Here is a 13,107-nt window from a genome sequence, read left to right on the forward strand (position 1 = left end):
GTAGGATTTCTCCAAATAAACCCGCAGACAGTGCAGCGACACAACCGCGTAGTCGGCGAAGCCGCCACCCCCTTCGGGGGCGGCGACTTCGCCTCGGCCACCGACAGCATTTTAAGCTAACTGAACCGCTTTCTTTGTGAAGCGGGAGATCTTCGACATAGGCATCGACGGTTTCCCGCTTCATCTCCCTAGTTCTGACGGTCGAAGCCGACGCTGTCTAGTGATTCACCAGAGCCAATTAGTTTACAAGATGAAATGGTTAGATTTTTATATCATTCGTATGAACATCCATTTGTGAAATCAAATAACAATTTTAGCAGACGGGAATTGCTCGAAAAAGGTATCGCTACTTCCGCACTGGCTGCGCTTGGATTTGTTGGAGCGGTTCCCGCATCGGCGTCGGAAGATTCTGATGAAATCAAACCCCTCCTCGAATCTATGGAAGTAAAGGCGATCAAACGTGTGGACCCCAGCTTGGAATGCAGACCGGACGACGCGGTACTGATCGCTACTGGGGAAGATCCCTCGTCCGCTTCTGTGCAACAGGATACCAGTGGTCATCCTGCCGGAGCGGCAATTCCAACGAATCATGGCACACTGACGGTCGTAACCACGGGTGGCGAGCATACAGCTATTCTTGATTTCGACGAGCGGGTTCCGGAGGTCGAGATCGACTGGCCAGAGGGCACGACAGCACGGCTAAAATCCAATGAAAACGAGACAACATTCCAGCGATCCGCAACAAAGAAAGAAACTCATCGAATATTACGGAAGATAAGTCGAAACGATCTTGCAACGGCAGATAACGTCGAGGTGAGTATAGCACCCAAAGAACAAGAGTTCTATATCCACCATATGAATGCGGAGGATCACGAGATCGAGCGAATTCGAGGCCATGATCCGTCGATCGGCAAAGCACATGGGAGAGACAATAAAGGTCAACGGACGCAGAAACCAGTCCAAGGAGGGTTCCAGGTGCTCGAAGAGAAAACGTTTGCCGCCGGAAATGATCAAATATCAACTGCATCATCTTGTGACTGTGACAAGGCGATGGCCGATCTGATATTTTGCGTCTACCAGGCCGGTGGGTGTTTCACGTGTTTCCTAGGATCACCTGTACCGCCAGTTCTTGTGGCGTGTCTGATTCTCGTCTGTGCCGGAGGAACTGGTGGTGTTATGCTATCATTCTTCGGGAATCTTGGGTGTGTCCCACCATCGAGCAGAGTCAGCAAAGGATGTCTAACGGACTGTGTTGACGAGTGGGTATAGGTAGCTATGGGGAACGATTAGACCCAACCCACGTTCGAGCAAGATAGACGACGCTCCTGAACCGCCATTCAAGAGAAAATGTAGTTACGGAATTATCGGTATTGCGGCGCTTCGAATGTTCGTCTTCAACCTCTCAAGTACCATGATCATCGCCGTGGACATCGGAACGGTGATCGTCTTTTCGCTGTTCATCCTCTATGACGTCAGCAAGATCCAAAAAGAGGACTACGGGCCAGTTGGCGATGCAATATCTCTCTACCTGGATTTCTTCTTGATTTTTCATCCACGTCCCCGAACTGCTCGGGGAAGCAAATTGACCATCTCGCAAAACCCGTTCGGCGTCCATCCGGTGAACACCTACCACCGAATCGACGTGATCCCGGAGTGTCCGCGCCTTTGGAAGAAAAACGAGGAATGTATATCTGATGCGACTGCCGGTGAACTGCTATCAGCCGGCGGGTTCCGCATCTGCGTTGGTGTTCTCGCTCTCCTCGTCTGAAGGATCGCCTTTACGCTGGGCGTTGATCTGGTCGACGATCGTTTCGACGGTCGCTTCGGTGGCGTAGACCTGTAGCGTTGTCCGTGACGTCTGGACGGCCAGATAGTGGTACGTTTCCCCCGCCTCGTCATCGTCACGGAGCCGAGCGGTGACCACACTCAGGGCGAAGGTAACCACCCCGACTCCGAAAGGTGCTGCCGTTAGCAGTGGCGAAAACGACATGAACAGCCACAGCGCGATCGTCGCGAGGATGCCGATCGCCAGGCTGAGCACACCGAGTCGAAGGATCGCCGACCCCGTTCCGGACTGCATCGTCTCGGTTTTGATCGCTTCGACGTCCTCGAACTCCACTGTTTCGAGGTCCTCGTCCAGCCAGAGGAGTCGTCGATCGGTCAGGCCTAGCGTCTCGGTCGGCCCCATCCCCGGTGGCGACAGTTCGAACCCGCGAATGATCGTATCGACTGTCCAGGTCTCGACCAACTCCTCGTCATCGCCGAGAAACGATGCCAGCGCACGTTCGGTTCGATCCATGGATGCAATCTCCCTCAGCTGTCGCCCCACTTCCGGGCGGTCTTCGGTCGGCTGGCGATGTCCTGCACGTTCAGCGGTTCGTCGGCCGATTCGATCGCTTCGAGGGCAGCCTCGGCACTCTCGATAGTCGAGAAGTACGTGATCGTCTCCTCGACACAGATCTCCAGCACGTCCCGGTCCCGCGAGACGACGAGATCGATCTCGCCCTCACGCAGGGCCTGCTCGATCGCCGTCTTGTCCTCGAAGTCGTCGAAGTCGAACGTCTCAAAGTGCTCCTCGAACCCGAGGACCGGCAGATCGACGATCGCCGTGCCCGAAAGCGGGATCGCCTTCCCGACTGCCTGCTGGGCCTTCTGGTAGGCTTTACCGAAGCTCCCGGCGGTCCCCATGACCTCGCCCGTCGACTTCATTTCCGGGCCGAGTCGCGGATCACTGCCCGGGAGACGGTCGAACGGCAGGACGACCTCCTTGATCGAGACCTGTCCGGGCTGTTGCTCCTCGACGTCGAGTTCGTCGAGACTCGATCCGGCCATGACCTTCGCGGCCAGCTTCGCGATCGGGACACCGGTCGTCTTCGAGATGAACGGCACCGTCCGCGAGGAGCGAGGATTGGCCTCTAGTACGTATACAGTTCCATCCCTGACGGCCAACTGGACGTTGAGCAGCCCTTCGGCGTCGAGTTCTCGGGCAACTTCCTCGGCCACCTCGCGGATACGCGGCATGACATCTTTGATCTCCTGACTGCGCGGCGGAATCATACAGGCCGAGTCTCCGGAGTGGACGCCCGCGGTCTCGACGTGTTCCATCACGCCGCCGATGAGGACGTCCCCGCCCTCGCCCGCGGCGTCTGCCACGGCGTCGACATCGAGTTCGACCGCATCCGCCAGGAAGTCGTCGACGAGGATCGGCTTGTCGGGACTGACCCGGACTGCTTCCTCGATGTAGGTCTTTAAGTCCTCGTCGTTGTAGACGACGTCCATCGCCCGACCGCCGAGTACGTAGGAGGGACGGACGAGAACCGGATACCCGATATCGCGAGCCAGTTCGAGCGCTTCCTCCTCGCTGGTCGCCGTGCCGCCCTCGGCCTGATCGATGCCCAACTCGTCCATCAGGCGGTTGAACCGGTCGCGGTCCTCCGCTAAGTCCATCGCGTCGACCGACGTACCGAGAACCTCACAATCCAGGTCACGGCGTTCGAGTTCCTCCTCCAGCGGGTGTCCGATGTCGACGGAGGTCTGACCGCCGAACTGGACCATCACGCCGTCGGCACCGGTCTCCTCGACCACGTCGGCGACCTCCTCGGCGGTGATCGGTTCGAAGAACAGGCCATCAGAGGTGTCGTAGTCCGTCGAGACCGTCTCGGGGTTGTTGTTGACGACGTGGGCCTCGATTCCCATCTCCTCTAGGGCCCGGACGGCGTGGACCGAACAGTAGTCGAACTCGACGCCCTGGCCGATCCGGATCGGGCCGCCCCCGACGACCACGACACTCTCGACGTCCGGATCGACCTGGACCTCGTTGCGCTCCAGTCCAGAGAGAGGTTCCCGCGCGGAATAGTAATACGGCGTCGAGGCCTCGAACTCGCCGGCGCAGGTATCGACCTGCTTGAACGACCGGTCGGGCGCGGCATCCTCGACGTCTTCGACTGTGACGGCACCGGTCCCGCCGTCGGCCTGCGGGGTGACTTCCCCGTTCTCGCTGACGACTCCCCGTTCGTCGAGCAAGCGGTCCGGCAGCCAAGAGGCGTGGGTATCGTCGAAGGCTCCGCCACTGGCGAGGGTCGCGACCTCGTGGTTCGTGAACCCGGCCTCGGCAGCGACGTCGAGATCGCCCGCGCTGGCGGCCTCAGCTGCGTCGGCGATCCGCTTGTAGCGTTCGACGTACCATTCGCGGATCTCTGTCAGTGCCGACACTTCCTCGACGGAGTAGCCCCGTTCGAAGGCCTCGAACATCGCGTAGGGCCGGTCGGGTGAGGGGCGGACGAGGTACTCGCTTTCGAGTTCCTCGTCGCTCACGCTGGCCCAGTTGACGGCGGGATCGTACTCGCTCGAACGGAGCGCCTTCAACAGTGACTCCTCGAAAGTCCGGCCGATAGACATCGCCTCCCCGGTAGACTTCATCGCCGGCCCGAGTTCGAAGTCGACGTCGCGGAACTTGTCGATCGGCCAGCGCGGGACTTTCGTGACCACATAGTCGATCGCAGGCTCGAAAGCAGCAGTCGTCTCGCCGGTGATCTCGTTTTCAATCTCGTGGAGGCGCTTGCCCATCGCGACCTTCGCGGTGACCCGGGCGATCGGATACCCCGTCGCCTTCGAAGCGAGTGCCGACGAACGGGAGACGCGTGGATTGACTTCGACGACGCGGTACTCGCCGCCGGGCGAGCCGTCGTCCCGCCAGGCGAACTGAATGTTACAGCCGCCGTGGATCTCGAGTTCGCGGATCACCTTCAGCGCCGTGTCCCGCATCTCCTGGTGACCCTCGTCCGGGATGACCTGTGAAGGCGTGACGACGATCGACTCGCCGGTGTGGATCCCCATCGGATCTAAGTTCTCCATATTGCAGATGATGATACAGGAGTCGTCGGCGTCACGCATCACCTCGTACTCGAGTTCGATCCAGCCATCGATAGACTCGGTGATCATCACACGGTCGTCACGCGACAGGCGAAGGCCCTTGCGGACCTGCTCTTTCAGTTCGTCCATGTCACCGATGACGCCCGATCCTGCGCCTCCGAGCGTGTAGGTCGTCCGCATGATGACTGGTAGCCCGCCGACCTCCTCGACGGCGTCCTCGACCCCGCCGATCGAGTCGATAGTCGTCGAGGCAGGGACCGGCTCGTCGATCTTCTCCATGCGCTTGCGAAACTGCTCGCGGTCCTCTGTCGCGTAGATAGTATCCAGTGGCGTGCCCATCACGTCGACGTCGTGGTCCTCCAGTACCCCTTCCTCGGCGAGTTCCGCGGTGACGTTCAGCCCGGTCTGGCCGCCGAGGCCGGCGATGACGCCGTCGGGGTCCTCCTTGCGAATGATCTCGGCGATGGCCTCGGTATTGATGGGTTCGAGGTACACCTTGTCGGCCATCTCCGGGTCGGTCATGATCGTCGCCGGGTTCGAGTTTACCAGGACCACGCGCGCACCCTCCTCCTGGAGCGCCCGACAGGCCTGGGCCCCGGAGTAGTCGAACTCGGCCGCCTGACCGATCTGGATCGGGCCGCTTCCGATCAACAGGATCGTGTGATCTTCCTCGTCTGTCATTGTGCGTCTGGAGTTCGTTCGTCGTAATAAGCCCGGCGAAAGGTTACGATACTCGCAAGTGAATTTCGAAAATCGTATCGACCCTGGTCACTCGGCCCGTCGTAACGAGCCTCGGCAACGGTGCCCCGGTCGTCGCGGTTCACACAACTGATAGCATTTGAAACCACCATCCACGAATTCCGGACGAAAAAACAACGGAACTGCTTTACGAGAGTCCGAAATAGGACGGAAGTCGACCGGCACTCCCGTCCCGACCGTGATCACTGTCCGCGGTCGTCGAACCGATATCGGTAGGGCCGGTCGCGGATCACCTCAACCTCGCCGGTCTCGGCGTGACGACCCAGGACGGTTGCCACCTGATGGGCGCTGTCAAAGGACTCGCCGTGCTCCTCCAGCAGGGCGAGGATTTCTCTGGCAGTCAGGGGTTCCTCGTGATCCGCCTCCCGCAACACGGCGCGGATCCGCTCGAACTCGCCGTGGCGTAACATAGTCTGACAATTGTTCCCGAACACCATTAATTACCGTCAGACTACCGTCTGACGGACGATCGGACAGTTTCGATAGACGACGGCGCGATCGACTGTCACACGAAGCGAACGATTCGCGGAAACGTCACACGCCTGGTCAGACAGCCGTGTCGTGCTCGCCTTCGAGGTCGCGTTCGGCCCGGTAGACGTCGACGAACTCGCTCACGTCGAACTCACGCATCTCGGCCTCGAATTCCGTGATCGTGTCCTCGTCGTTCGCGTGACTGACGGCGTGTTCCATCAAATCGACGATAAGTTCGACGACGATTTCGTGGAGGCGTCGGGCGTCGAAGTCAGTAATCCAGACGAGTCCACAGCCGATGTCGCCGTCCTCGGAGACGTCCTCGGCGACGACAGCGTCCGGGAACTCCTCTAAGACGATGCCCATGAGGTGAACGGTTCCGAGTTCCTCGGCCTCGTCGGTCGTCTCGACCGTCTCGCGGAGCACGTCGACCAGAAACTCGGGCAGGAAGCGGGCCGGCGGATGGACGTCCATGACGAGTGCGTGTGTCGACCCACACGCACAGTCGAACTCCCGCATACCCATGTCGAGTTCGGAGAGGCCGATTGACTCGCCACAGGGGAGTTCGATGCGGTCGCCCGCTCCAGGGACGCGAGGTGTACTCATCGGCCTGGATTGCGCCCGCGGGCGGTTAAACGCCCCGATGGGCGACGTCACTTCCGCGTCCCAACGTGTCGTCTTGCCGACCCCGGCAGGTCAGGGCCAGTCGTCGCGTGTCTCTTCCTGTTCGGCCTGAGCCGGCGGTTCGGGTTCGCCGAGTTCCCACTCGGCGGCCTCGGCCGCATCAGTGACGTCCAGAAACTCCCAGCCGGCTTCTTCGGCCAGTGCCGCCGCCTCGTCGTCGGTACCGACATAGACGTAGCGTGGCGTCTCGAACTGGCCCATGACGTTCTCCAGACTCTCCGTGCGGCCGCGGGGTCCGGAGAAGAAGTCCTGGCGGACGCGGTGTTTCCGCGCGAAGTTGGTGACGACGTACGTCGGTTCGTCGGAGACGATGCCGACGTACTCGCTCCACTGGCGTGCGTCAGTGAACACTGCATCGGGGTGGGCCAGTTGTCGCAGCGCGTCGAGGTCGAAAGCGAGAGTCATCTCACCGCCCGTATCGCCGTGCATGTGTCTCAACATCCGACTGACGCGCAAAACCGTGTCGATCCGGGACGGACCAGGCGGTCAGTCACCGTTCGAGGGGGGACGGAGCCAGCGCTTCGAGATCGACCTCGGGCGCAAGCAGTGCCTCCTTCTGGTCGGCGACGGGTCGTTCCTCGCGGATGATCCGCTTGAACGCGCTCTGCTGGGAGAGATCGCCGATCAGAACGCCGCCGATCAGCTTACCGTCCTTGAACGTGAGGCGACGCCACTCCTCGTCATCGTACTTGCGTTCGGCTGCGTCGTCGCCGATCGTCGGATGGCCAAAGGAGAGAAACGGGAAGTCGAAGTGCGTGATCGAGTACGTCGGCACGTATCGGAAGGTCTCGACGGGTTCGTCGGCGACCATGTTCGCGCCGGCGACTGCCCCCTGCTCCTTGGCACTCCCCCAGGAGCCGTTCTGTGCCCCCTCGTCGAGGATCACGTCGTGGTAGCGTGTCAGGTCGCCGGCGGCATAGACGCCTTCGACGTTCGTTTGCATGTGTTCGTCGACGACGACGCCGTCGTCGAGTTCGACCGGTGTCCCCTGAAGGAATTCCGTGTTGTAGTCCAGGCCGACAGCGACTGCGGCGAACTCGGCCTCGTGGAACTCGCCGTTGGAGTCGATGGCACCGCTGACGTGACCGTCCTCGTCGACCTCGAAGTGGTCGAGGCCACTCTCGAAGACCAGATCAACCCCTAGATCCCGGAGCGCCTCATGGACGATTTCTGCACCGTCGAGCGTCAGCGCGTAGCGCCACCACCGGTTTCCGCGCATCAGGTAGTCCGCGTCGACGCCCTGGGCGCCACAGATCGCCGCGAGGTCGATACCGAGCAGGCCCGCGCCGACGATGACGCCCGTCTCGGCCTCGCTGGCGTGCTGGCGGATCCGCCTGGCGTCTTCGAACGTCCAGAAGTGGTGGATCCCATCGGCGTCGCTGTTCTCGACGGGCAGCTCGATCGGCGTGCCGCCAGTCGCGACCAAGAGATTGTCGTACTCGTAAGTGGAGCCGTCGTGGGCCTCGATGACCTTCGCGTCAGTGTCGACGTCCGTGACGTGAGTGTTGAGTTCGAGGGCGATGTCGCGCTCGTCGTACCACTCCTCCTCGTGGATCGCGATGGGATCCTCGGGGAGTTTCCCTTTGGCGAACTCCTTGATCAGGATCCGGTTGTAGAGAGGTTCGCCCTCCTCGGTGATGACGGTCACCTCGGCGTCTGGATCCGCCTCGCGGATCGTCTCCGCGGCGGAACTGCCCGCGATCCCGTCGCCGAGGATCACGTGCGACGTGGTCATGATACCGTCCTTCGACCCGGGGCCTAATGTGGATTGCTATCGGCGAAATCATATCACTCGATCCGGGAACCCGCGTGTCCGAACGTCGCTCGTTACCGGATGCCGACTTCCCTGAGTTGATGGGGCTCGACCGAGTATTCCGACCCACATGAAGATCAAACAAAGCGTCAAACACTGGGCGGCCAAACAGAGCCTGACTGCACCGGTCGTCGGCGAGATGGTAGCCGACAGACTGGTCAACCTGCATACCGGTGTCTTCCTCGACTGGGCACAAGAGGAGTACCAGGAGGAGCGACGCGAACGCCTGGAAGCGTTCTTCGATGCGACGATGGATACCTACGTCGCCGCCTTGAAGGAGGGATACCCCGAGGCCGAGGCCCGCGAGATAACCCACGCTCAGGCCAACTTCGACTTCTACAACCACGGCTGGACCGAAATGATGGAGTTCCCCGTCGAGGAGGTCGAGATCCACTACGATCGCTACGCCGACTTCTTCGAATCTCACGGTATCACGATCGACGATCCGTTAGGGGAGTTCGCACCCGCCGGTGGACTACCCGATGCTCCCTCGACGCCGGAGAAACTCGACGACCCCGAACATCCCCACGCGATCGGCGGCTTTGCCGACGACGTCTACGTCGAAACCGAGGACGGCGAGGTCGTGATCGGCGGAGAAGAGGAACCCGACGAAGTCGACGTCGAGGAAGCACCCGGCGTCGACCGCGATGTTGTCGAGGGCAGGGAAATCGAGTCCTGATCGGCAGCGCAGTCCCGATCGCGTTTTCCTGAACGTGCGGCCGACGGAGTAAGCCCTGAGTGAGTCTGCATACAACCGTATGCACATGTCGAAAAGTATCCGACTCTCCGAGGAGGCCTACGAGCGCCTCGACGTTGCGATCGAAACGTACTAACGTTCGACTACTCAGCCTCGCCGATCCGTTCGGCACACGCCTCGCCGGCGACGATCGCCCCGTTGATCGAACGTTCGGGGTACTGCGCCCGTGAGGCCATCCCCGCGTAGTAGACGCCCGAAGCTACGTCCTCGCTCAGATCGTAGGGCACCACCATATCGAGGTAGCCCCGCTCGTAGATGGGCGCAGTCTTGGGGCTGCGTGCCGTCTCGATCCAGTTGACGGACTCCCGATCGAAGTCGGGGAACAGATCTTCGATACCGGATAGCCAGGTCTCTTCGACGCCTTCGTCCTCCTTCTGCCAGAGTTCGTCCCCCAGATCCTGAACGTACTTGACGGCGTACAACAAGTGTTCACCGCCGTATCGTTCCGCCGACACATAATTAGTGTGTTCGATCAGCGCGCCGAAGGGCGCCTCGTCGGCGATGTTGAGCCAGTAGGTGTCCGTCAGGGCTTGCTCCATACTGATGACCGAGCAGACGGTCCCCTGGAAGTCGATGCCACACTCGTAGCCCGTCAGGTGTTCGAGAACGTCCGGCATCGTGGCGACGACCACCGCGTCGACGTCGTGGGTCTCGGTTCCGTCGCCGGTCTCGACGGTGAGGGAGCCCACGGCGCCGTCCTCGATCCCGAGATCGGCCACGCGAGCGCCCGTGACGACGTTCTCACGGCCGACCGATTCGAGCATGGCGTCGATGAGTCTGCCGAACCCCCCTTCGAGATAGCCAAGCAGTTCGCCTTTGAGGATGTCCCGCTCGCCGCGGAACTTCACCCGCCCGAGAAGCCAGGCGGCACTGACCGACTCCCAGCGGTCGCCGAACTTCGCCTCCAACAGCGGTTTGAAAAACCGCTCGAAACAACCCCGCGAGGTGTGATCGAGGATAAACTCCCTGACCGGCACGTCCTCGAAGTCCTCCAGTCGTTCGTAGGTGTCGAAGGAAGGAACCCCGCCGCGAACGTCGACATCCAGCACGAGCATTCCCAGGCGAAACTTGTCGTAAAGCGAAAGGTGCGGATAGGCGAGGATCTCCCATGGTTTGTCCATGGGGTGGACGACGCCGTCGACGTAGTAGGCGTCGCTACCGTAGCGCCACTCCAGATTGTCACCAAGCCCCAGTTCCTCGATCCACTCGACGATGGTCTCCTCGGACTTCGAGAGGTGGTGGTAGAACTTCTCGACGGGATCGCCGGCGGTTTCGTATGTCGCCGCCAGTCCGCCGAGGTCGTCGCTCGCCTCGAACACTGTCACGTCGTACCCTCGTTCTTGAAGGCGACGGGCCCCAGCAAGCCCGGCGACCCCGCCGCCGACGACACCGATCATGGGCCGGCTTCGGCGGGTCCGCGAATAGGCCTTTCCGTTACGAACGGGCGGAGGCTAGTCGTGTGGTCCGACGATCCGAACGGCGTTCACTCTTCGGCGGACGGGCGCTGAAACTCCAGAACTGCGATCGCACCGGTCGGATCGTTGTCCTCGAACCAGACGTCCCCGCCGTAGAGGTCCATCATCACCGCGACGAAGTACAGCCCAAACCCATGAGCGGTCTGGCTGACGCTCACGTCCCGCTCGAACAGCGACTCCTTGAGGTGATCCGAGACGCCTGGCCCCTCGTCGGCGATCCGTACCTGGAGCCACTCGCCCATCGGTCGTATTTCGATTTCGACGGTCGCCGAAGCGTCGTCGCCGTGTTCAGCCGCGTTCCGAACGACAGCCTCGAAGACGTCGGCAAGCAGGCCGTTCGCCAGCACTGTCTGATCGTCGTCGACGTCACCCTTGACAGTGAGGGTGTGTTCGGCCTCGACGCGTTCGAGGGCGGCAGAGAGGGGCGCACCCACGTCGACGGCCCAGACCCGATCACCGTCGGATGTGAGTGTCTCGGTGATCGAACGGATCTTCCCGGTGAGTTCCGAGAGTTCCGCCGACCGCTCCCTGATGCGATCGACGCGTTCCTTGTCGTCTCCCTGGAGATCCCTGGCCAACAACTGCGCGTTGCTGTCGATGACCTGGACCCCATTGCGGATGTTGTGTCTGAGCACGCCGTTGAGGAATTCGAGTTGCTCCGTCCGGTGGCGGACGACGCGACGGCTCTCCCGGAGTTGCTGTTCACGGGCAACCCGATCCAGCGCGGTCTCGGTCGCCCCGGCGAGGATCGTCGCGAACTGCCGATCCTCGGCCGAGTACGCCGTGCCCTCCCGGGAGGCGATACACAGCAACCCGTGTTCCCCGAGCGACAGCGCGAGTACGCCGTCCACGTCGAGCGTTTCGAACGGGCTCCACCCCCAGTCCGATCCCGTCAGAACGCCTGTCTCCTCCGCGTCGTACTGTTCGAACAGGACCGCCGTCTCCGCCGTCACGTCCGGCGGACGTCCGTCGATCGCGTCCTCGACAGACGAGGAAACTGCCGCCGTACGGAGTCGGCCCTCGTCGGCCAGAAAGACGACCGCGATCTCCTGACCAAGGACCCGTTCGACGAACGAGACGGCGACATCCGCAACCTCGTCGTCGATCCGTGCCTCGATGAGTCGCTCGGTGGTCGCCTGTAGCGCCTCGATCCGATCCATGCGGCGCTGTTGGACGGTGACGTCCCGGAGCACGATCAAACGACCGCGGCAGTCGCCACGCGAGTCCGTTATCTCGGTGTCCCGGGGATCGAACAGCGCAGTCTCACCTGGATCGTTCGGGTTCGTTGCCCGGACCAGATCCCCGGATGCCACGCGATCGAGCAAGTTCGGCGCGACAGCCTCGACGTTCCGACCGGTCAGTTGCCCCCCGTCGAACGCGTCGATCGCCGCGTCGTTGTGATCGACGATTCGGTCGTCGATGTCGAGGACGAGGACGGGATCGGGGAGTTCGTCGAGAAGCAGGTCGCTCGCGAGCGGGGTGACCGACAGGAAATCGTAGCGAAACAGCGCCCAGCCGGCGATCACTCCACCGAGTGCGAAAGTCAACGGCGTCGGATCGAGTCCTGTCCGTGAGCCGATCCCGACGACGAACAGAGCGTTCCCGACCACGGGAAAGAGGCTGCCGCCGACGATGGCGCTTCCCTGGCGCCGGTACACCGGACTGGCTGACAGCAGGAAACGAACGAGGATCGCGTATCCGACGAACACGAGCAGGTACGCCACGCTGACGCTCGCCCAGTACGGGACGCCCCGCACGAGCGTCGGTACAGTCACGCCGGCGACGGTCCGGAACTCGACGGCGATATCGACCAGGCCGTGCAAGGGGGCGGTCACTGCCAATCCAGCATAGGCGATCGGAATCGCCCAAAGGACAGCGTATACCGCCGGCCGACGATATCTGTCGAGCCCAGTGTACGCGAGCGTGAACGCGACCCACAACGGCGGGATTCCCGCGGCTGCGATGTCTGCAGTCACCAGTAACGCAGCGATGATCTCGGCGTCCCCGGCCAGCAGAGCGCCGGCGTAGGCGACCGACCAGAGACCAGCGGCGACCATGAATCCGCCAAAGGGCTTGGCGGCCGGGACGTCCCGCCGATGCCAGGCGAAGGCAGCCAGCCAGGCACAGACCACACCGCCGGCGAGGCTCCCGCCGATCAGCAGGAGATCGATGGAGGGGGCGGGCATGGAATAGTTCATACGGCGGTTCGCGTGACGGGGGCTTATGTTTGGGGGTGATCTGAGGCCCGCATTCGCTACCTTTTTGCCCGCTGTCGG

General features: G+C 61.8%; 11 protein-coding genes and 1 pseudogene. 3 read left to right on the forward strand and 9 right to left on the reverse strand.

The window, feature by feature from the left end; genetic code table 11:
• Window positions 1–159: pseudogene (locus tag E3374_RS17510) on the reverse strand (IS5/IS1182 family transposase); the annotation flags it as partial.
• A gap of 135 nt (window positions 160–294) precedes the next feature.
• On the opposite strand from E3374_RS17510, the gene E3374_RS00835 reads away from it, so the two are divergent.
• The gene (locus tag E3374_RS00835; protein ID WP_136686731.1) at window positions 295–1,269 is read left to right on the forward strand and encodes a hypothetical protein; all 975 of its coding nucleotides are present in this window, start codon (window positions 295–297) and stop codon (window positions 1,267–1,269) included.
• Window positions 1,270–1,369: 100 nt separating this feature from the next.
• A complete protein-coding gene (locus E3374_RS00840; RefSeq protein ID WP_282568425.1) occupies window positions 1,370–1,768 on the forward strand; it encodes a Bax inhibitor-1 family protein in 399 nt (132 codons plus the stop codon).
• Here E3374_RS00840 and E3374_RS00845 read toward each other — a convergent pair.
• The 6 genes from E3374_RS00845 to E3374_RS00870 form a co-directional block, all read right to left on the reverse strand.
• Entirely contained in the window at window positions 1,718–2,299 is a 582-nt protein-coding gene (locus E3374_RS00845) for a hypothetical protein (protein WP_136686735.1), read from the reverse strand. The genes E3374_RS00840 and E3374_RS00845 overlap by 51 nt on opposite strands.
• Before the next feature lie 14 nt (window positions 2,300–2,313).
• The gene (gene carB, locus E3374_RS00850) at window positions 2,314–5,553 is read right to left on the reverse strand and encodes a carbamoyl-phosphate synthase large subunit (RefSeq protein ID WP_136686737.1); all 3,240 of its coding nucleotides are present in this window, start codon (window positions 5,551–5,553) and stop codon (window positions 2,314–2,316) included.
• Between the two features lie 260 nt (window positions 5,554–5,813).
• Window positions 5,814–6,068 carry a hypothetical protein gene (locus E3374_RS00855; RefSeq protein WP_136686739.1) on the reverse strand — a complete coding sequence of 85 codons (255 nt, stop codon included), beginning with the start codon at window positions 6,066–6,068 and terminating at the stop codon, window positions 5,814–5,816.
• 109 nt (window positions 6,069–6,177) lie between these two features.
• Window positions 6,178–6,708, reverse strand: a complete 531-nt coding sequence (locus E3374_RS00860; protein WP_136686741.1) for a DUF5815 family protein — start codon at window positions 6,706–6,708, stop codon at window positions 6,178–6,180.
• Window positions 6,709–6,798: 90 nt separating this feature from the next.
• Window positions 6,799–7,215 (reverse strand): DUF7124 domain-containing protein, encoded by a 417-nt coding sequence (locus E3374_RS00865; RefSeq protein ID WP_136686743.1) that lies wholly within the window; start codon window positions 7,213–7,215, stop codon window positions 6,799–6,801.
• A gap of 61 nt (window positions 7,216–7,276) precedes the next feature.
• Entirely contained in the window at window positions 7,277–8,521 is a 1,245-nt protein-coding gene (locus tag E3374_RS00870; RefSeq protein ID WP_136686745.1) for an NAD(P)/FAD-dependent oxidoreductase, read from the reverse strand.
• A gap of 148 nt (window positions 8,522–8,669) precedes the next feature.
• Here E3374_RS00870 and E3374_RS00875 point away from each other — a divergent pair, with 148 nt between their 5' ends.
• Window positions 8,670–9,278 carry a DUF6149 family protein gene (locus tag E3374_RS00875; RefSeq protein ID WP_136686747.1) on the forward strand — a complete coding sequence of 203 codons (609 nt, stop codon included), beginning with the start codon at window positions 8,670–8,672 and terminating at the stop codon, window positions 9,276–9,278.
• Between the two features lie 161 nt (window positions 9,279–9,439).
• Here E3374_RS00875 and E3374_RS00880 read toward each other — a convergent pair whose 3' ends face one another.
• Window positions 9,440–10,753 carry an NAD(P)/FAD-dependent oxidoreductase gene (locus E3374_RS00880; protein ID WP_136686749.1) on the reverse strand — a complete coding sequence of 438 codons (1,314 nt, stop codon included), beginning with the start codon at window positions 10,751–10,753 and terminating at the stop codon, window positions 9,440–9,442.
• A gap of 86 nt (window positions 10,754–10,839) precedes the next feature.
• Window positions 10,840–13,029, reverse strand: a complete 2,190-nt coding sequence (locus tag E3374_RS00885) for a sensor histidine kinase (RefSeq protein ID WP_248299358.1) — start codon at window positions 13,027–13,029, stop codon at window positions 10,840–10,842.
• Between the last annotated feature and the right edge of the window lie 78 nt (window positions 13,030–13,107).

It is taken from the genome of Halorhabdus amylolytica (assembly GCF_004944975.1).
GTDB classification, from domain to species: Archaea; Halobacteriota; Halobacteria; order Halobacteriales; family Haloarculaceae; genus Halorhabdus; species Halorhabdus amylolytica.